The 21,954-nt window shown below is 53.7% G+C and carries 11 protein-coding genes; 4 read left to right on the top strand and 7 right to left on the bottom strand.

Going from position 1 to position 21,954, the window contains the following annotated elements:
* Positions 1-47: 47 nt before the first annotated feature.
* Together AC5DDB_RS16020 and AC5DDB_RS16015 are read left to right on the top strand one after the other, a co-directional pair.
* The gene (locus tag AC5DDB_RS16020; RefSeq protein WP_491740749.1) at positions 48-761 is read left to right on the top strand and encodes a 3-keto-disaccharide hydrolase; all 714 of its coding nucleotides are present in this window, start codon (positions 48-50) and stop codon (positions 759-761) included.
* A gap of 279 nt (positions 762-1,040) precedes the next feature.
* Positions 1,041-3,443 (top strand): protein kinase domain-containing protein, encoded by a 2,403-nt coding sequence (locus tag AC5DDB_RS16015; protein WP_491740748.1) that lies wholly within the window; start codon positions 1,041-1,043, stop codon positions 3,441-3,443.
* Between the two features lie 181 nt (positions 3,444-3,624).
* On the opposite strand, the gene AC5DDB_RS16010 is transcribed toward AC5DDB_RS16015, so the two are convergent.
* From AC5DDB_RS16010 to AC5DDB_RS15995, 4 genes are all read right to left on the bottom strand, one after another.
* A complete protein-coding gene (locus tag AC5DDB_RS16010) occupies positions 3,625-5,559 on the bottom strand; it encodes a hypothetical protein (protein WP_491740747.1) in 1,935 nt (644 codons plus the stop codon).
* A gap of 281 nt (positions 5,560-5,840) precedes the next feature.
* On the bottom strand, positions 5,841-10,478 hold the full coding sequence (locus AC5DDB_RS16005) for a WD40 repeat domain-containing protein (protein WP_491740746.1): 4,638 nt from the start codon (positions 10,476-10,478) through the stop codon (positions 5,841-5,843).
* A gap of 284 nt (positions 10,479-10,762) precedes the next feature.
* Positions 10,763-12,838: an FAD-dependent oxidoreductase gene (locus AC5DDB_RS16000; protein ID WP_491740745.1), complete on the bottom strand. Its 2,076-nt coding sequence runs from the start codon at positions 12,836-12,838 to the stop codon at positions 10,763-10,765.
* 150 nt (positions 12,839-12,988) lie between these two features.
* Positions 12,989-15,394, bottom strand: a complete 2,406-nt coding sequence (locus AC5DDB_RS15995; protein ID WP_491740744.1) for a DUF1553 domain-containing protein — start codon at positions 15,392-15,394, stop codon at positions 12,989-12,991.
* A 77-nt stretch (positions 15,395-15,471) separates the two neighbouring features.
* Here AC5DDB_RS15995 and AC5DDB_RS15990 point away from each other — a divergent pair, with 77 nt between their 5' ends.
* The gene (locus AC5DDB_RS15990) at positions 15,472-16,077 is read left to right on the top strand and encodes a Uma2 family endonuclease (RefSeq protein WP_491740743.1); all 606 of its coding nucleotides are present in this window, start codon (positions 15,472-15,474) and stop codon (positions 16,075-16,077) included.
* Positions 16,078-16,091: 14 nt separating this feature from the next.
* On the opposite strand, the gene AC5DDB_RS15985 is transcribed toward AC5DDB_RS15990, so the two are convergent.
* From AC5DDB_RS15985 to AC5DDB_RS15975, 3 genes are all read right to left on the bottom strand, one after another.
* A complete protein-coding gene (locus AC5DDB_RS15985) occupies positions 16,092-16,547 on the bottom strand; it encodes a hypothetical protein (RefSeq protein WP_491740742.1) in 456 nt (151 codons plus the stop codon).
* 59 nt (positions 16,548-16,606) lie between these two features.
* A complete protein-coding gene (locus tag AC5DDB_RS15980; protein ID WP_491740741.1) occupies positions 16,607-17,548 on the bottom strand; it encodes a DUF1559 domain-containing protein in 942 nt (313 codons plus the stop codon).
* A 104-nt stretch (positions 17,549-17,652) separates the two neighbouring features.
* Positions 17,653-19,113, bottom strand: coding sequence for a DUF1501 domain-containing protein (locus tag AC5DDB_RS15975; RefSeq protein ID WP_491740740.1), 1,461 nt, complete (start codon positions 19,111-19,113; stop codon positions 17,653-17,655).
* Positions 19,114-19,429: 316 nt separating this feature from the next.
* On the opposite strand from AC5DDB_RS15975, the gene AC5DDB_RS15970 reads away from it, so the two are divergent.
* Positions 19,430-20,296, top strand: a complete 867-nt coding sequence (locus AC5DDB_RS15970; RefSeq protein WP_491740739.1) for a hypothetical protein — start codon at positions 19,430-19,432, stop codon at positions 20,294-20,296.
* Positions 20,297-21,954: the final 1,658 nt, after the last annotated feature.

The following is a 21,954-nucleotide window of genomic DNA, read 5'->3' as shown; positions in this document are numbered from 1 at the left end:
AATCAGCCACTTACGAAACGATCAACTCCTGTTGGAGCACTGAAAACATGACTGCTGGGAAAATCGGATTGTCACTGGGTTTGGTACTGTTTGCCTCCGTCACGACCGGATTGGCGGCCGAACCTCTGAATACGCTGACAGACGAAGAGCGAAAAGCCGGCTGGCAGTTGCTGTTTAATGGCAAAGACTACACCGGTTGGATGTGCAACAACGGCAAAGAGATTGCCTCGCCGATCGAACAGCACGCCATGGTTCCCTACAAATCCGGTGGGTATCTGATTCTCCACAAAGAACCAATTAGCGACTTCATTCTGAAATGCGACGTCAAAATGCCCGAGCAGTGCAACAGCGGCATTTTCTTCCGCGTTGCCGACCCAAAGGACCCCGTGCAAACCGGTTTCGAGATGCAAGTGATGACCGGTGATGGTACGGGTTATCACGATTTTGGGGCCATTTACGACCTCGCCAAACCCAAGATGAACGCGGCCAGCCCGTCCGGCGAATGGACAGCGATTCAGATCAAGTGTCAAGGAGCACGCGTTCAGGTCAGCGTTAACGGAAAGCTGACGACCGACGTCAATCTTTCCGAGTTCACCGAGGTCGGGAAACGCCCGGATGGAACGTCGCACAAATTCGCTAAGTACAAGAAACCCGTCGCCGATTGGCCGCACAAGGGATATTTGGGATTCCAAGATCATGGGCATCCGGTGTGGTACCGCAATGTCAAATTGCTGGACCTCACCCAACACGAAACGCCCTGATCGAGCGGGCGTTTTATCTGTGACTAGGTGGTATTCCCGTCATTCCACACGGATTTGTGGTGAAAACTCCGTAGAAATCCGACTTCCTGATCCGTTTTGGGTTTGGAAGGGGTATCTGTAGATTGAAAGGAAGGGCTCCAGTTTCGAACAGTCCGGCGAGCGTGTCCGATTCCATGATGACCTTTCACGTTTCCGTGCCAGATCATAGTATACAGTGGTGCGATATATTTAGTGCTCGCCAACCTCTCTTAAACGGACGTTCATCCGTTTGCCTCGAACATGAGCCACACGAAAGAGTTTCTGGACCAACTCGTTCAGCTCGGTGTGCTATCGATTCCAGATATCAATCTGGACGATGAAACTGCGCTCAAAACGTTCCTGGCCGAACAAACCCTACAACAGCGAATCACGGACTTCCAACGTGCCGTGATTCTGGGTTTGAAGCAAGAGCCGCTGGTTCTCGACGATCGTTATCTCTTGTGCGATTACGTCGGCGGTGGTGGCATGGGGCTGGTCTACAAAGCGTTCGACTGCCGAGTCGAACGGACCGTCGCCATCAAAATGCTGCGGAATGTGGACAATCTCGGTGCGAAGGGTTTGGAGCGTTTCAACCGGGAAATCGTCGCGTTAGGCCGACTGCGACATCCGAACATCATCATGGCGTACGATGCGGGCGAGCATCAAGGCTCTCCGTTCTTGGTGATGGAGCTTGTCGAAGGCCGGGACCTCGGAGCCTTGGTTGCAGATAACGGCCCCATGGCAGTTCAGGCTGCATTGCAGTTGATGATCGAGGCGGCCGTCGGTCTCGGTTATGCTCACAGCAAAGGTGTGATCCACCGAGACATCAAACCTTCCAACCTCATGTTGGAGTTGGGAGACGCGGACGACGAATTCATCCGCCGAATGCAGACGGTCAAGATTCTCGATCTTGGTTTGGCTCGGGTGGCTACCAAGCGAGATCTAGTCGGCGACGAGCGACCAGAGCAAAGCTTGACCGTCGTCAATACGACGATGGGCACCGTGGATTACATGGCCCCCGAACAGGCCTCCAATGCGAAAATGGCGGATCACCGGTCCGACATTTACAGCCTCGGTTGCACGTTTTATTACTTGCTGACCGGTCGATCATTGTATGAGACCGACAACTTCATGGCGGCGATGTTGGCTCACGTGCAGCAGCCGATTCCGTCGCTGCGTGAAATTCGCCCCGATGTCCCGGAGGAGTTGGATGCCGTCTTCGCGAAGATGGTTGCCAAAAACCCTGATGACCGGTTCCAAACTTGGAAGTCCCTGATCAAGGCGTTAGACCACTTCGCTGCACACTCGGATTCCACGCGGTTACCCGACATCGATCGACTCATTAAGGGGTACCCCAGTGACTCAGGATCGTACGATCCCGAATTGGCCCCTCCTGATACCGTCACCGAGGAACTCCCCAGTTCGGGATCGGTACTCCCGAAGTACGAGGAGTTTCCAGGATCGAGCGGCTCACGCCCCGGTCCAGGTTCGGCTGTTGTCGACGATACCGACGAGGGCTCCCGTGACGACAGCACCCCCGATTCCACTGGTGGAACACAACGGGTCGGACAGACCGGCACCATTCGCCGAACTCGGCCCAAACAAAGTTCGCTGCTACCGATCACATTCGCGGCAGTCGCAGGACTGTTTGTCGTTTTGGCGGTCCTTCTACTCACGTCGCAACAAGATCCGCCGGGCTCGGCGTTGGATCTCACCGTAAAAATTGGCAAAGACATCGACCAGGGTTTTGTCAAACTGCTCGAAAGCCGTAAGCCGATTGGTGGTGAGAAAGGCGACGATGTCAAACAGGGCGGGGCACCCAATAATATCCCTAACGTGCAACTTCCGAAATACACCCACGCCACTCCAGATGCCAAGGTTCGGAAGCTAGCTGTTAACGCTGTCTTCTCGGTGTATTATTACGACCGAGTCGAGTTATCGATCAAGCAAGTCATAAAAGATCGACACGGGATCGAAGTGGCAGACGTTCGCATTCCGTTCCGACTGATCAGCCCGGACAACGAATTCAACGGCAGTTTCTACATGATGGAAACCGAAGTCTGGAACGATCTGTTTGCCGAATTCGTCAAGACGAACGAAGACTCCCTGACCGATCAACAGCAGACCTGGAGGATGGGCGCGACGGTCGGGGGCAAACCGCTGGGTGTGTCTGGCCCTCAAGCACGACTCCCCGTATTGAACGTGCATCACCTCGATGCGTTTCGGTTTGCGATTTGGCTCGGCGGACGGCTACCAACCAAGGAAGAATGGAACATCGCCGCCGGATGCGAAGCGAAAGACCGACCCACTGCAGGTCCGTTTCAAAATTCGAAAGACGGCCAGGAACTCGACATTGTTATCAATCGACCACAAGGACCGAAACCAGTCGGTGAAGCGGTCGATGATGTCAGTATCTTCGGGATTCGTGACATGACCGGCAACGGTGCGGAGTTCACGTGCACGGCTATCGAGGGAATCACTCTGACCGCTGACAACTACGATAAAGGCATGCCCCCGACCGGACTCGAGCTGGATTTCATCGTGCGGGGCAGTCACTACTTCTCGGAAAAACGATGGGAGTGCACAGACGCCTCAAGAGATTATCCGGCGTGGAGTGGTCTGGATAACTACATCACTTTCCGTGTGGTGTTGGAAGTGAAGTGAACTGTGTGGTAGCAATGCGAAAACCGGCCGCTCGGTTGGAACAACCGAACGACCGGCCAGGGAAGACAGATCAAGATGTCTTCAGACGATACTCAGTTTCTCGTTTCGCTTCCTGTCTCGCGGAAGTCCATCAAACGTGAAGTTGATCGGTCCGTCGCCGAGACAGAAAGCCCAAGGCGGTTTAGCGGAAGACGTTCAGAATCACGCTGAACTCGCCATCGAACGTGCGATCGAATTCGTCATCACGCAATGGCATGTTGTACCCGGTCGTCAGCAGCATGTTGCTACCGATCAGAGCGTGAGCCCCAACCGAGAGGTCCAGAATATCGACACGGTTGCCGATGTTCCCGATACGGGGTTTCGCTTCCAGGGAATCGAGGGAGCTGCCTCGGATCGGCGTCGAATTCACCGTGACGACGTCCGCATCGTTGAGCGTGGTCGTGTAGTGAAGTTCCAACAACGAAGCCAATCCGGTGAGGTACTTTGCACAGGGATCACGGTAGTGCCAGTAACCACCCCCGATATCGAGGTGCATCAAGACTTGGTCATCGATTTCACCCGACTGACGTGCACTGAACTGTTCGACGGGCTCTGGAGCTAGGAACGGGTTGAAACCTTGCAAGTCCACATCGCGTTCGGTGTATTGCCAACTGCTGGAATTCAACGGGACATCAACTTGCCAGAACCCGTTGAAGTACCAGCGGTCCGTGGGAACACTCGTAACCGCCATGAACGGTGACAATCCCCAGGTTTCGTTCTCGATACGGAAGGTCCGTGTCCGTTGGTCAACTGCCAACGGGAAGAAGCCTTGCGTCAGGGCTTGGGTTTGTCCGGGTCCACTACCGAAGACGGCGAACCGCAGGTCATTGGTCGTGTTGACGTTTTGATCGTCGTTGCTGAAGTCAACGACTCGCACGTTCAAATCAGGACCAGTCGGAGCGGTCACACCCAGACCACTGGAAACGGTCAGCCGACGATCCACAGACTGATAGAGAATCCCTTTCAGAATGAACTGAATGTCTTGGAATTCCACCTCGTCGAAACCAAGGGTTTGATTCGGCGTAGCCGTGATCCCGTTGGCCGGCACAGTGACGGGGTTTCCATTCAATTGAAAACCGGGACGACTTCCGGATTGCACACCGGAGACCAAGTCGAGATCGGACGACAGCGTATCGGCGAAGGGCACACGAACCTGGACCGACGCTAAACCATCGAGGAAGGTTTTTTCCAAGTCGAACGTGTAAAGGTGCACGTCGTAAGACTTCGTTTTGGGGCCGACCTGAGCAAACTCTTGGTCTGCTTGCAGGACGAAGTTCGGTCCGACGATGCTTTCGACATTCGCGATCGAAGCTTGAGATGCTCCGATGGCTTCACCGATTGCACGAGTCGATTCCGCGTCACCCGAGATCGATCCGCCGGTGAAGCCTAAGCCGTCGACATCCAACGCGTTGTGGAAGTATTGGTAACGGAAGGCCAAGCGATCCACTGGAATCGCGAGGTTGTTTTCCGAAACTTTGGTGTTGCGGAAGTTGACCGTTCCGGACTGGTTCGTCGCGGCCAAGTCACCCGAGAGAAGATACTGGAACGTAATTCCTCGGTACGCTCGAAGCAGGTTGCCTTGCATCGGCGGAGCAGCATTGAAGGCCACTTCGTTTCCGCCAGCGGCGAGACCACTATCGAAGGACAAGTCTAACGGTTGTTGAGCCGGAGCTTGCGGTTGCGGCGTTGGAGCGGCGGGGGGCGTCACCGGATCCGGTGTCATCGGAGGCATCGTCGGGTCTTGGGTGGTCGGTGGGGCCACCGGGGGAACCGTTGGGTCTTGCGTCGATGGGCTCGGTGGGACCGTAGGATCTTGGGTGCTTGGCATCTGTGGCGGGATGGTTCCCGGCATCATTTCCTGGCCCGGCGGAACCGGTTCCATGTATGGTTGATACACGGGCGGGACGGCACACTTGTGGCCGACTTGTGTCGCGTAACCCGTTCCCTTAGTTGGGTGCGGCGTATACGGCTTCCAGCCAGCGGGCAGTTGCTGGGCAGAGGCTCCACCCGCGGTCACGAACATCCCAAAAGCGGCGGCTGCCGACCATCGGGTCAACTGTTTTGAAAATGGCATCATGCCGGACTCCTGTCGAACGACCTTGTTCTGAGTGAAATACGGGCGATTCCGATCATGCCGTTTTCGCCGCTGTTGTCATTCAATCGGTCAGTCCGGTCGCACTGATTGTGGCAAAGTGGACGTTCGTGTGGGCGAGTGTACAAAGTCGGTCCGGTTGTAACGGTTGTGACTTTGATCACTACTGAATGGCCCCTCCGATCCCCTGGCATTCATACCGAAAAAAATGCGGAGAGTCGTGAATGACTCTCCGCATTGATCGAAACTTGTTGTTTGAACGTAAGTTACGTCCCTTCGTCTCCAAGAACTAGGTCTTGAAGCTCTTGGGGAATCTGTGAATCGAGCGAACTCGTCTCCGGAAATCGCGATCGGATTTCCTCGACCAAGCGACCGATTCGTGTTGCTTGCGGAAGGACTTGGGTGATCATTCCGAATAGCGTGCGGTTGTCCGGAGAATCGGGATCGAACCAAATCGCCCGGATGACACCCAAGTGGGCAATGCTTGGCCATTGATCGGTCGGGCGGCCATCCGGACGCATGACATCGAGCATCACCAAATGCGCACCCGGTGCCCGCTCCATGATTCGCGCCAGTCGTTGACTTTCATAGTGTTGGGCAGGGGTGCCGTTGCTTTGATTGATCCGTGTCGCTAACGCGAATTGACCAGCATACGTCGAACTTTCGATGCCTCGGTAATACAACAGAATCACATCGAGTGACGGCTCGTCGGCGTTCTGCAACTTCACACGTCGCATGCCTTCAAGCAGATAGCTGTTGAACTCCGCAGGGTCGAATTGATCGATTAGCGGCTTGTAGGGAATGACTTCATTGAACGCCGGTGCCTGATCGAGCGTCACTTGAAACGCACGTTTCGCATCGGAGACGAATTGCTCGCCGTTGGTTTCATTCAAACCCACAAGAAACATATGCAACTTCTGTCGTGTTTCCGGGTTGGCACAGTCGGTCACGAGAATGGCTTCGTGATCGGGGGCATCAGGTAGTTCGAGCACAATCCGATTGAACGTCTTCCGGTTGAGAATAAACTCCGATGTAAACGGAATCGCCCCATCGACGGCGTTCTGCCGCGAGACCCGTACGGATTTCTGCAAGAACCCGTTGACCCAGCATTTCACCCAGTACACGTCGGGTAAACGGCCTTGGTCTTGCTTGTCTGTCGGCAGAATCAGTCGACCGTGCAGAGTCCAGCGGGGGGTTGCTGGTGTGTCTTCCAGCGTGAGAAATTGTCCGTCGCCTTCGGGCACCGCGGTTTGCGTGCGATCGGACGACACGAGTTTGTCGATCACCACACGCACCGCCCGGTGCACTACCGACAATTGAATCTCACGTTGGTCCATGCTGCCGTGCTCGTCAACGACAAGCAACTCAACCTGATTCGATGCCTGCTGAAACTGCAATTTTGGGCGGAAGGTGTATTTGTTATCCACTGCCAGTGGAATGTCCAAGTTCAAGTAGGAACCGCCGTTGTTGCGAATCTGCACGCGATTCAATTTGGCTTCGGTTTCGACCGTAAACCGGAATTCGGGATGATAAGTATCCACCGTGTCGGTCCGACCGAACGCGATTTGAATGCGGGGCGGGGGCGGTAACGGTTTCTCCCACTCGACGCTCGTCTGCACGATTTTCTGCAAGGCACCATCGGTGTTCCAGATCATCAGTTTTAGATCATTCGTGCCTTCGTCTAACGGCACATTGTCGATGGAGACGATCCACTCGTCAGGTTTCTCGGTTGCGGCAATCTGCACATTTGGGTCGGGTTCGTATTGGGGAACACTGTCGACTAACACGTCCTGATTATTCCGCAATTGCAGATGAACCAAAGGCAACTCCGATCGCACACGCGAGGTCACTCTCGCCCAGGGATCGTCAGCGGTTTGGGCCGACAGTTCCAACACGCTTGGCAATCGCAGGACTTGTACTCGCACGGAGTTCGAGTTTCGTTCGACGTTGTTCGGGCCGATTAACCGGACAGTCAGTACGTTCTCACCTGGTTCCAACGGGACTTCCTGCGTGAGCGTTCGGTCGCCTTTTTGAACGGTTTGCTGAAATGGTTTTTCGTCTTTGAGGATTGGCTTCTCGTTGTTGTCGAAGCGAATGTCGAAGGCCACCGGTGCGGGCTTATCGAATCGCACGACAACCGGAACGGCCGACGGCTCATTCCCTGCGATAATTTCCTGAAGCGCCTCGGCAACTTCGATGCGAATCCCAGGCATTTCCGGCGAAAGTTCAGCCGGTGGTGGGGCATTCGGGACACGCTTTGGCAAAACGATTCGTTTTTCGAGAGTTCGCGGCGTTTCATCACCTTCGATCTTCGGCACGACTTGGATGTTGTTCGGGCCAGCGTCCCAATCGTTCGGATCCAAGTTGACCACGAACTCGCCTTCAACTTCTTGAGAGCGTTCGAATGTACCGACCGTTTTGTTCCCCCGCTTGAGTTCCAAAGACTGAACTCTCCGCGGGTTGACCGCTGGCAACGAAATCACGACTCGTGCCGGCACGTCGCGTGTGATCACATGACCGTGTCGGTCCGTCGGAAAGAACTCACCGTTCGGGTCGATCAGGTAAACGTCGCTTTCAGAAATCTCAGGACGCGGCGGCCAAACCGCCGGGGGACCATCGTTCTCGATCAACGCTTTGAACAACCCATTCCCAAAGAAATCAGGCCGGTACTGAGCAATCGGAACAAAATCGGCCGGTTGATCGTCGTCTTTCGTGTTGAAGTGCCAACCGACAAGGTTTTCGAATTGCTGATTGTTCGACTCAAACGGTCCGACCGGACTCCATCCAATCCACGGTCGGCTTTCCAAATCTGCATTGGCATTGCGTCCAAAGAGCAGCGAAAACAACGGTTTGCGTTCATCGACCGCCTGCCCAACCGTCACGTTCTTTTCTTGAACCGCATTATCACCCCGACGAATCCCCAGCGTGAGTTGCCGACCGGGTTTGATTCGGGAAACCAACCAATAGAAGTGCTGTGCGGTGGGAAATGTGCGAGTCTTGCCAGCGAGAACCGCATGTTCGATGACGTCGTCTTCTTCGAGAATCTTCTTGAGTTCCTCAGAAGCTGGAGTCTCGAAGCGGTCGATGACGAGTTGGCCATCTCGCATCGTTGCGACAACTCCCGGAAGTAACCCGACTTCGCCGATGGTTTCCGAAAGATCTTTGAGCGACCAAACACAAGTCGTGCGGTCATCAGCAACAGTGGCTAACAGTTCGCCGTTCTGCTCGAAGCTGAGACCACGAATCAACGCCGAGTGCCCGTAAAACCGCCTGAGACGTTCGCCAGTTTCGGCGTTATAGATATTCAGTACCGGTTCGCCGATCCGGTTGAACGCTACCGCCAACAACGCGGGTTGCTGTCCGACCGGTGGCACAAAAGCCTGTGCGGTCCATCGAAGCGAATCCGACCACGAAATGGTGCTGGTGTCGTTACCGGGCGATGTCACCACAATTTTGCTGGCTTCGGTCCGCTGAACCTGCCAACCGTTGAGCTTGGCACTCGAAATTTTCCACTCGTCGTTCGCAGGTGCAGGGTCGTTGTTCGGCTTCGGGACGATACGGCCTTTAGTGAGGTTGAAGTCGAACGACCAACTCAGAACGCCTTTTTGATCACCCTCGGGGTCTTGCGAACCCAACCGCAAACCGAGATCGTTATCCTTGCGGATGAACTCGACGGTGGAATGACGAACGACCGACGACTTCAAGACTTGATGCGGCTCGTTTCGTTTCTTCAACAAGTCCGACACGAGAAACAGCCGAACGGTGTCGTCCCCATTCGGTGCGACCGCGATCACGCCGTTTGGCCCGTTGACCGCACAAAACGGACGAGCACTCATGCTTCCAATGGACACGAATTCCGACGCGATTTTCCAGTTCGCCCCCGATGCATCGACAAGCACCATTTGCAGTTGTCGAGAACGGTGGAAGCACACTGCGAGCACATACGATTTGTTGCCGCTTCGGAAGGTTTGCAATTGAAGTGGCACGCGACCATCCGGCAACGACACCTTCGATGTGAAACCTCCGCTTGGGCTCCATGTGCCAATCGCACCTTGTTCGCTGCTGACTAATTCTCCCGCTGGCAAACTCGCAATCGCGTACGCATTGACCAACGGATGTTGCGTGACGTTGTTGTTCGCTGGGTTCCAGACCCGAACCAGATGGTCTCCCCACGTCACCGCGACACGAACGGCATCACGTTGACCAGCTTGGAAAACCGCCATCTGGAAAGGCGAACCGTCTCGCGGCTTCGGGAGCGATTCATTCACCGCGATACACTCGGCTTCATTGACGTTCCACAACCGCAGGGTGCCGGAAAGTTCCGCTTCCTGCCGATCGAACTCCAACGCCAACGAGACCAGTTGGGGATCGTCTTCTTGACCTCCGTCCACAAACTCCAACGACAACACTTCTCCGCGTGTTCCCTGCAACCGCAGGGTTCGCCCGGTTTGCAAGTTGTGGGCGAAGATCACGCCTTGGGCTTCCAACTGTTCGTCGGATTGAGCCGCCACCGGCCACATCAGCCCATCGTTGTCGAAGGCACTTTCATGCTGACCGAAACTCCGGCCGCCGACAGCTACCCAATGCCCGTCTGCCGAGATGGCAATGGCATTCAGGTTTCCTTGACGACCGGGACCAATCGGGACTTCAAGCAAATCCTGCGGGTCGGCGGACAGCGACTTGGCATTTGCGTCCAATTTCCAAGTCTGGACGCGTTTGTTCCATCCGACCGCGTGTAACTTTTGACCCTCTCGATCAAACAGCATGGCATTGATTGCCAAGTACGGAGAATCCGAGTTCATCCGCAGAATCGGTTTGATCTGCCGTTCGGGCTTTGGATCGTCTTGCGCGACAAGTTCCGTCCCGAGCACGACGAAAACCACGAGGGTGACTAGACTACGCATTTTCAACCTCGTTGAATCAGGTATTCACGAAGATGTGGATCGCTGGAATGGTCGCGTCAGCCCATGTCTATCATACGTGAACATGTCTCAACGGACAATTCCCGCCTCATCATTCAAGGATACCGATTTTCGCCCGCGTCCGGACAGGGAATTTTGGCTAAAGCGGTTTATGCATGATCGTCGCGGTGTCTGCTTCGAAGGAGTCGTGAAACAACAGTTTTCCACGTCCTTCCTAAACACCGAAAAGCTTAAACACAGTTTAGCCGACAAAGTTCCCGAAGGAGTTACTTCTCAACTGGCAGGAATTGGACGGCATCGACGATCACGTACCCGTCCGTGCCTTCGGTACCGATCCGAACCCGGGCCGAGTTACCGAACTTATAGGTTCCCAGCGACACGAAGAGATTGTCGATCGACGGTTTGCGGCGTTGGTTCACAGTCTTGCTCGCTGTGCCATCGGCATGCGTGATTTCGACGGGCACGTTTGTCGCACGATTGTTATTCACCGGGTAAGACAGACGAACTTCATAGCGACCGGGTTTCAACTCGGTTTCGAAGACGATCGATTTCTTTCCCTGTTCGGTGTTGTCGTTGTGGAGGTAGTTTGCATCGACAAACGGTCGATTCGCGGACGAACCGTTCCAATGTCCGATTTTCTCGGCCACGCGATCATCGAGAACAACACCGGGAAGTTTTCGAGAGAGAATCGCGTCGGGATCGGTCAGTTCGAGAACTTGGCCGTCTTTGACAAGTCGTTCACGCAGATCGGAGTAGGGAAGATCTTGCACGGCGACTTCTTGATCGATCGCCATGCACGCTGCCGTCGCCGCGGATTGGCCGAGAATCATGAAGACCGGTTCCATGCGAATCGAACCGAAGGCGATATGGCTCGAAGACACGCAAACCGGCACAAGCAAGTTTTCACATTGCGATTTCTTCGGCACGATCGAGCCATAACTGATTTCATACGGACGCGGCACATGCACGCCGATGTCGCCTTCATTCTGTACGAAACCATCAGGTTTGACGTACCGCTGCACATTGTGGGAATCGAGCGTATAGGAACCCATGCCAACGGAATTTGGCGTGACTTTTTGATCGAGCACATCGTGTTCGGTCATCACATAATCGCCGATCATCCGGCGAGCTTCCCGAACATAAATTTGGTGCGGCCAACCGCCATTGTCGGTGAACTCGTCTTTCGCGAGTCCCCACGTCGCCATCTTCGAACGAATGTCTTCCGGGACACGCGAATCGTTCGCCAAGAAGTACATCAGACCCTTTTGGTAGTCCTCGTGTTCTTTGATAATCTCGGCTCGGCGTTCATAACTCGCTTCGGGGTAATCGTAGTTTTCGCCGATCTTGTCGGTGCTGAATGGGCCGTGATTGTTGGTATCGGTTTTGTGATTCGGAATCGGGTCGAACTTATTGAACGCCTGTCGCCAACCGCTTTCGAACACTCGGGCGAGGAGTTCGTATTCCGCCGGATCGTAACCGTCTGGTTTGGGGAATGGGATGCGATTTTCATCAACGTTTGTCAGACACATGCGAAAACAATATGCCTGCAACCGGTGATCGCCTTCGCCTTTCTTTCCCGGTGGTTCAGAACTGATGTGGGGCAGCAAACCGCTGTCTGGATCGCCGGGCGTCCGGTAGGGATCGACGGGCTTATTGAAATAGTGGGCATGGTGCAACACGCCAACTTGGATACCATTCCACTCTTCGCCGTAGACCGAATTCGCTTCGCGACCGACGTGGTAATCGACACCGGCTGTTGCGATCAGATCGCCTTCGTAAGTCGTATCAAGAAACATATCGCCGGCGAACGTCTTGCCGGATTTCATTGTGATCGACTGAATCCGTCCGTCGGTTTTCTTCACACCCTTGCCGGATGTGCGATCGAGCCATTCGTTTCGATAGACAGGAATGTCGTATTCTTTGATAAAGTCTTCGAAGATCGCCTCGGCGACATGCGGTTCGAACACCCACATGGTGCTGCCGTCGCCGTTTTTGCTGGGCGGACTTTGGTTGCGATTGCCGAACTTGCTTTGATCTTCGAACGTCCAGGCGTCCGCGTCTTGATAGTGCTTCCAAACGCGGTGGTAGAATTGCCGACTCAACCCGCCGATGGCGTCTTTCTTGCCGGAGTCGGTCCACCCCAGTCCGCCGGATGTCAGTCCGCCGAGATGTTTGTCCGGGCAGACAATGACGACAGACTTACCCATCTGCTTGACTTGAACGGCCGCCATCACCGCGGCACTCGTCCCACCGTAAATGACAACATCAAACGTTTGCGGTTCCGCCGCAACGGAATGGGAAACAGAAGCCGCAACTACGGCAAGCGCAAGCAGGAATCGCATATTGTCCTCGATGATCGAATGAAAAGGCTATCACAGTCTTCCAGTAATAACGAAAGTCTGCGACGAGGCAAGGCTCAGGAGACGAGAGCCGGAAGACGTCATCAATCTTCCGGCTCTGGCCACGCGACTCTTGCCACTAGCCTGTTGCGATCAATCGAGGTAAATGAACTCGTTCAGGTTCAGAACGACCAAGCAGAAGTATTTCAGCGACTCCGTTTTGGACAGTCCGCGGTCAGTGTCGAGTTCTTGAATCAGTTCCACGCCCCATTCGATCTCGTCCGGTTGTGGAGGTCGCGACAATGCCAATTCCAAAGCCACGCGGACTTGCTCGGCATGATCGTCACCAGCGAGGTGACGCACGCGGGCGGCAAAATCCTGCGCCCGTTCATTCAAGAACTCGCCATTGAGCAGATTCAATGCTTGAGCCGGTTGCACGGTCACGAAACGCACGGGACAGGTGTTGTCGGTATCGGCCACGTCAAAGTCGGAAAGCAACGGCGTGACGAGCGACCGCTTCACGTGAATATAAATACTGCGACGGGCTTCCTGATCGGGAGTGGATTTGCCCCAGCCGGCTCCCGGACGCGATTGGCCTTTGAGCACCTCTTCGGAGATCTGCGGATAGATGCTCGGTCCGAACATTTCCGGATTGAACTTGCCAGTGGCGACGTAGACGGAATCGCGGATTTCCTCCGCCGTCAGTCGTCGCATGTTGAACCGCCAGAACAAGTCGTTACCGGGGTCTTTCGCCAACCCTTCCGGAGATGCCTTTGAAGACATCCGGTATGTGGACGACAACAAAATCTCCTTGTGGACGGCTTTCAACCGCCAATCGTGTCGAATAAGTTCCGCTGCCAACCAATCCAGCAACTTCGGATGCGTTGGCGGATCCCCGAGCAAACCGAAGTTGTTCGGACTTTTCACAATGCCCCGTCCGAAGTGATGCTGCCAAATTCGGTTCGCCATGACACGAGCGGTCAGCAGATTATCGTCGGAGGCAATCCAATCGGCCAACGCAGTTCGGCGGCCTGAGGAGCGTGGGTTAGGTTCGATCTTCGGTTCGGTATCCCCGAAAATCGACGGAAATGATGGTTGCACCACATCACCCGGTGCATGCGGACTGCCACGCAGTAGAATGTTCGTGGCCTGCGGTTCGCGGTCCACTTTGACGACCGCCAGCGCCGCTGCTCGATCGGGCAGTTCACGAGACTCTCGCTCGACGCTTTCAAAACGGGCTTTGAGCGATTGATAATGCGTCCAATCTTCGTCGCTGAGGTGCTGTTGGAGCTTATTCTGCAAGACTCGTTCACGACGACGACCTTCAGTCGCCCGTTGGTCCTCGGCGGACATTTTCACGATGCCACGCTGCTCGATTTCCCGCATCCTCTCGGTCAGTTCGGCTTTTTTACGATCGAGCTCTTGGTACTTCTTCGTGATATCGGGCGGTGTGATGTCCCACTGACTGTTGGAGCGCTCATCCCCTCGGCTACCGTATTCACTCATGCCCCGGAAGAACGCCAAGAAGCTGTAGTAGTCGGCCTGTGGAATCGGATCGATTTTGTGATCGTGACACCGTGCACAACCGACCGTTAGACCAAGAAAAACTTCGCCGGTCGTGCGAACGATGTCGTCGAACTGGTCGAACTTATGCAACAGCGGATCGGCGGGTTCGTCGTCCCACAAACCGAGTCGGTAATAACCGGTCGCCACGATTTCCTCGACGGTCGGATCGCTGAACTCATCACCGGCGAGTTGTTCACGGATGAATTGGTCATAGGGTTTGTCTTCGTTCATCGAACGAATCACATAGTCACGGTATCGCCAAGCATTCGGTTTGGGGTTGTCTCGCTCGAAACTGTTCGTCTCGGCGTACCGCACGAGATCAAGCCACGCCCGCCCCCACTTTTCGCCGTAATGCGGGGAATCAAGCAAACGCTCGACAACCGCTTCATACGCGGTCGGTGAGTCATCGGCGAGGAAGTCTGCCACTTCCTTCGGAGTCGGGGGCAAACCGGTCAGGTTGTACGTCACACGTCGCAGTAGTTGAACCTTGTTGGCCGGTTCCGTGGGCGTGAGACCTGCTGCTTCCAACCGCGAAAGCACGAACGCATCAATCGGCGAAGACACCCATTCTTCGTTCTTCACGGTCGGAATTTCCGGCCGCGTGGGTTTCTCGAATGCCCAATGCTTCTTCCATTCGGCTCCTGCTTGAATCCAGTTTCGCAGGGTTTCGATTTGGGACTTTGTCAGCGGTTCGCCTTCCGGAGGCATTCGCAATGATTCGTCGGACTCCATGATGCGAACGAGCAGTTCGCTCTCGTCCGGTTTGCCGGGAACGACAGCGTGCATGCCGGTTTCGGTCTCGCGGACGATGCCCTCCCGGTTATCGAGCCGCAACCCAGATTCCGCCGTATCCGGGCCGTGACAGTGAAAACACCGTTTTGCCAGAATCGGCAAGACTTCCCGATTGAAATCCACTTGAACCGCACCGTCGTCCTGAGCCCAAACGGGCCCCTGAACCGCGATGTACGCCAAACAAAGAATGAGAAAACGCATTGGCAATCTTTCGTTCTCAGCCGATAATAAATAGTTGCTGCCGATGATCATTCCATCGTTCCCAATGGTTGCCAGCTATGAGTATCACCGATATCCAAACCCCACCGCAATCCATCGACCATACCTCGAACGGGATGCGACTGACCGCCGAGGAATACGACGCGCTTCAGGACTGGGAGGAAGGCTACCGTTACGAATTGATTCATGGAGTACTCGTTGTGACCCCACCCGCCGGCCCCGGTGAACGTAGCCCGAACGACAAACTTGGGTATCTTCTCTTGCGATTTCAAGAAGACCATTCCAATGGTTTCTTACTTGATGAAACCCTACCGGAGCAGGAAATTCCAATTGGTGAGAATCGACGGCGGGCCGATCGGGCAGTGTGGATCGGGTTAGGTCGTCGTCCTGATCCGTTGAACGACACTCCCACGATTGCAATCGAATTTGTGTCGGCGTCCCGTCGTGATCGTCATCGCGATTATGTGGAAAAACGAGACGAATACGCACAGGCTGGCATCCAAGAGTATTGGGTGATTGATCGGTTCCGCCGTGAGATGACGGTGTTCCGTGGAATCGCGGAAGTTGTCGTCGCCGAGAACGAAATGTATTCCACGCCGTTGTTGCCGGGTTTCGAACTTCCACTGTCCCGTTTACTCTTGGCCGCCGACGAATACGGGGAGTAACCCCTGACGACGAGTTATTTCGACTTCAAATCGAAATTCACGTCGTCGTTCCCATCCGGCTTCACTTCGTATGTGAGTTCTGTGTTGGTGTTGTATTTCGCGGGGATCAGTTGTTTTGGCGCACTCGCATTTCCACCTCCATGGGAATCTCCGCGAGTTTCCGCGCCTCCACCTCCATGTGAATCTTCTCGTGTCGTCGAGTCACTAAATACGGTTTGGCTTTGCGTCGCTTGAATCGACACATTTTTCGGACCGGGATTGATCTTCGTTTCGTATTCACCGCCGACGATTTTCGCCGACGCCGACGGGCCTTTTCCATCTGATGGCAAGAACGTGATGACGCCGTCCGTTAACGGTTGATCGTCTAACCGGACCTCGCCAGAAACCGAGACGCGATTGTCATCGGTCGAGCCCCCACAACCTGCCCCTAATAGGAGCAGTCCTAAAACTATCGAAAAACGCGACTGCATGTTCGTTCGAAACTCTCATTGAGAAAAACGTAGGACGGGTGTCGTCTGGAAGCCACCAGTTAGTCGAGGTTATTGACTTCCCCGCCGGAAGCCGTCGCTGCGGCTCGCCAAGCATTGAGGTCCACATTCTCGGAAACGAAACGGGCGGACCCATCACTCATCGTGACTTGAACGCCACCAGGGTGTTGACTGCGAGCCGTAAAGACTTGGGCTTGAACGCTGGCCAAATCGTTGCCACTAGTGGTGACATTACAAATCGCGTTCACTCCGCCGCCCAAGTTTGTGTAGCACTGACGAGCCGCTTCGTCTGGTCCCGCGGAATTCGGGGAGTTGAATGTGGTGAAGCCAGCGCCACCGGCATACATCGGCACGCCATACCATCCGCCCCATCCCAAGTCCTTCGGCGTGATAACCTCTCCAATGAGCAGGGTATTGCTAAGGCCATCGGTGATATCGCGGAAGGCATAACTCGTGTTGAGCCCGAATGGTCCTTGAACGCCGGTCACTGTCACACCGCCGGCGGTTTTATCACGAGCACCGTAGTCGGTATTCCCAAAGTTGGCGGCGTAATTTGTTCGCCAAATTTGCCAAGTGGCGTTTCCTTCTTCCTGCATGATCGGCATATCGCTGGGGCAATAGTGCGCGTCAATTTTGCTCGTTCGCAACTGCGGGTTATTGTTGCCTCCAACAATCACACTATAGTTGACCGTGTCAGCCAGGTTGTCTTGTTCCATATAGGATAGAATTCGTGAGTACCACGAATGACCATCGTAGTTGTTGCCGACATGCAAGGAACCGATCGGCAACGTTCGATTCACATCGTGATAGTTGTGCATGGCAATCCCGAATTGCTTGAGATTGTTTTTACACTGCGTTCGCCGAGCAGCCTCGCGAGCTTGTTGCACAGCCGGCAACAACAATGCAATGAGAATCGCGATGATCGCGATCACAACAAGCAATTCAATCAGCGTAAATCCATTGCGTATTCGGAATGAAGACATCGAGCGCATCCTGTTTTCTGAAAGAATTAAGAACAAACCGCGAGCCAAACGGCTCATCAAATGAGTCGAGAAGCAGAAACCAATCACGTATAAAATCGTGAGGTTCAGATGATTTCGTGGATCGGTTCGACGTGTTCGACGCCGACGAGTTTGCGATCCAAACCTGCATAAAAATAGCTGAGGTGATTGGGATCAAAACCCATCTGATGCAGGACAGTTGCGTGCAGATGTTTGACGTGAAGCGGTCGTTCGACGGCTTGTGATCCGAGTTCGTCGGTCGTTCCGACACTCACGCCGCCTTTGATTCCGCCGCCGGCCATCCACATTGTGAAGCCATAAGAGTTGTGATCGCGACCGGTGCCCTTGGCATACTCCGCCGTCGGTTGACGACCGAATTCGCCGCCCCAGACCACGAGTGTCGAATCGAACAGTCCCCGATCTTTCAAATCCTGAATCAAACCGGCAATCGCTTTGTCGGTGCGACCGGCATGGTAGTTGTGATTCTTTTCCAAGTCGCCGTGCGCGTCCCAGTTGGCATCGTTGTGGTTGCCACCGGAGTACAGTTGCACGTACCGCACACCGCGTTCAACCAACCGTCGAGCCAGCAAACAACGCCGTCCGAATTCTTCCGTCTGAGGACTATCCAGGCCGTACAGTTTCTGCGTGGCTTCGGTTTCCTGAGCGAGATCGGCCGCCTCGGGAGCGGACCGCTGCATTTGATACGCCAGTTCGTAACTGCTAATTCGGGCGGCCAACTCGGTGTTGTCTGTCCGGGAAGACAAGTGCGAATTGTTCGCTTTGCTGAGGGAATCTAACAACGTGCGTTGCACCTCTTCCGACATGCCCCGCGGACGCTTCAGATTCAAAATCGGTGCCCCCTCAGCTTTCATCGTGGTTCCCTGATAGGTGGCGGGCATGTAGCCACTGGTCCAGTTCTTCGCACCGCTAATCGGGCCACCGGTGGGGTCGAGCATCACGACATACCCGGGCAGATTTTCATTCTCGCTGCCGAGTCCGTAGGTCAACCAAGAACCAAGCGTCGGGTGTCCACTTTGAATGTTCCCGGAGTTCATCATCAGCATGGCCGACCCGTGAATCGGGCTGTCGGCGGTCATCGAATGCAGGAACGCGATGTCGTCGACTTTCTCCGCCAAATGCGGGAACAAATCGCTGACCCATTTGCCACATTCGCCGTACTGCTTAAACTTCCACTTCGGCTCAACAATTCGTCCTTGGCTTTTGTGCCCACCTCGACCAAAGGTTTTGACATCGACAGTTTTGCCGTCCATGCCGTTCATGGCGGGTTTATAATCGAACGTGTCGATATGGCTAGGCCCACCATACATGAACAGAAAGATGACCGACTTCGCCTTCGGTGCGAACTGCGGAGCTTTCGGAGCCAACGGATTCACATAAGGCGTCACCCCGTCTGCCGCGACCGCTTGCTTGGCCAGAAACCCGTCGTTCGCCAACAAACCAGTCATGGCCACCGAGGCAAACCCACCAGCTGCCTGATGCAAAAATTCCCGACGTGTTCGGCCACAAAATGTATTACGCGGTGACATCGTGAAAGCTCCCCTCGACAATCCGCCACCGATTTTAGATCCAGGTGCCGGTAATTTAGAAATGGCGTCCCTCAAGAATGATACCATTCGAAGGATGTTCTCAACCATTTTGGGAACAAAACGCCGCCTGACAATGAGAAATAGCGTATTTCTTCTGAGATATTTTGTCAGTGAAGTGCGTTTGCCGGAGAGAGAAAAGTTGTGCGCTTCTAATAACATTTCTAAAATTGTGAACCACGAGTAGTTTGCGCGTCTCAACATAGGCAAATGGACAGGCCAGTTCACATTACCGTGAGACGAGAATGCGAGGAAAAGCATGATGGACATCTACGTCGGTAATTCGTCGGATGACAACTCAGAAGTGCTCGGCTGGGAACATAATGGTAATTACTACTGGCGATTCGCCTGTACTTTAGAAGGACGGCTCTGTCCACAGGATCAATCGAAACAATGTCCTTCCGACAAATATTTGTCCGTCGAGGAATATCTTAAAGCCAACAGTGTCAAAAACATTCATAAACGCAGACTGAAGGCAAACGAATATCATCGACGAATGTTTCGACCTTTCGTAAAAATTGATGGTACCGATGACGATCTGGCACATGCAAATACGTTACGCTCGGTGGGAATTCTTAATCAGAAGTTGGAGCTTCTTTTTGAGTCGATATATCCGCATCCAGATAATTTTAAAGCGTACGGGGACGAATCACGAAACTTAATTGTCCTAGCTTGCATAGAGGTCGAATCTGCTTTGGCAGGTGTCCTACGCGCTAATGGCTATCAAAGAGATAGGTTCACCACCAGTGACTACTTCAAAGTATGCGAACCGCTACTACTGGAAGAGTATTTTGTTGTTATACAATTTGCGCCGCACGTCCGTCCGATATATCCATTCAAGGGCTGGAACAGCCAATTACCTACTAAATCACTGGATTGGTATAACGCGTATAATAGAACGAAACATGACCGAGAGAATCACTTCTCGGAAGCCTGGATGTTGAGAGCTGTGCACGCTGTTGCCGCGGCCAACATCACATGTCAAGCACAGTTTGGAGATTATCCAGATAAAGGGATGCTGAGTGTGGGTTGGGATCTTCGGTCAATGCCCGCAGAGTTGTTGCACGTGTGCCACGGGCGAATGATTGAAAATGGATGGACTCCTGTAAACTATCCGTTTTTGTAGCTCATTGAATCATCAATGATAAAACGGACTGGCAGAGTGGCACTGTCGAATTGAACTTTCAACAGTTGCATGCCACTGGCTTCGCCAGTGCGATAAACCGATCGGGACGTCAACATGCTTGGCCATCGATCGTGAGTGCGCTATGCCACATGACAATCGAAAGTCTTAGTAGTGCACCGATCAACGATATTCACCATTCTCGCCGCTTTATACCATGAGAGCACAAATCTGAGCTTACTGTCGGAATGCAAGTCATAATTCGATGTTGAGTTGTGCATTGATGACATAGTCTATTTATTCATTCGAGTCTCCAACTCGCGACTCGACAACCCGTTGTCCGGATTTGTGGCTCACAATTTGAGTGCCGTTTGGCAGATTTAAACTTTCGAGATGAAAAGTGTCTTCAGAGATCGGTTGGTTGACGAGTTGCCAATCCAAGGTGACTTCAATGCCATTTATGCTGCTTTGGTTGACGAGACTCCGGAACTGGCTGGGGGCATAGACATCATTGACTTTCTCCCAACTAACGGCTGAGGCATTGGTCAGCTGCCATCGACCATCAGGAAACAAATGCCAATTTGCATCTCGGACACGAACTCCGTTTCTTTTCGAATCGACCCAGAGAACCTTTCGATTTTTGATTGAGGGAATTACTTGAGATGGGGTTAGTTCACAGAATAATAGAATTTGACCGGCGTCGTTTTTTCTAAGACCCACTAGTCTAGGGCGAACATTGGTTAGCAGTGCTTGACGGTATTTTGAGTAGGATTTTGAAGAGAGATAAGTTGTTGAGCCTGCAATGGCGATATTGCGAAGATCGGGGGGACGGCCTCCAAGTGGAATTTGATTCCAGCCTATGGGATGTCGATGGATCGGGCGGGGTCCTCGGTCGCCAATCAGCGTGTTGCGAAACAACACTTCCTGCGTGTTCTCGATGTACAACAAGTTTCTTGGACCTTGGGATCGTTCGAAACGTATTGTTCCCTGCTTTCGATCGAAGGTCATTTTCCAAGTGGAATCGTTTGGGACTCGTGGAGAGGCACGTACGCCAAACCGCGTTTCCTCGGCTGTCACGATTCCGCTCCAAGCTTGCTCGCCAGCTTTGATCATTGTGTCTAGGTGATGCTCAGCTTCAGCCCTTTGAGTTTTCGACATCGGCTCGGTCGGCCACTCGGGTATTGGTGTGGCAAGAAGTTCCTTTCGGGAGGGGAGTGCATCTTCTGCCAACGCAGATTCTGGATTGCCTCCCAGCCATATGAAAACGATGAGCATGATCCAAAGTGCCAAAGAATTTACAAAATCACACTTCCTTGCACGGGGTTGAACAATGGCGAATACCTCTTCGTGTCGTTGGATGGGGTGTCGCAACCGCGCGACTAATAGATTTCTTCATTGTGATCAAACTAGCAGTATTCAGAGATGACTGCCAATAAAAAACCCGGATATGGCTTGTTGCAGACCAAATCCGGGGACGTAAGTGTTGTTCATTGATGCTGTCGGTAACTTCGATTGTTCGAGAAGGCTTCCTTAGGACAGTCGACAATGGCGATATAGAATGGCCTGTAGAGGGCTTTGCCATCGAGGAGTTCTTCCGACAGAGTGGCACTGCAGGAAATTGCATCGATTTAGCGTCGTGGGTGGCATGCCCACGGTTTTAC

The sequence above is a fragment of the Thalassoroseus sp. genome (assembly GCF_984380535.1).
This window is presented reverse-complemented; position numbering and strand designations above follow the sequence as displayed.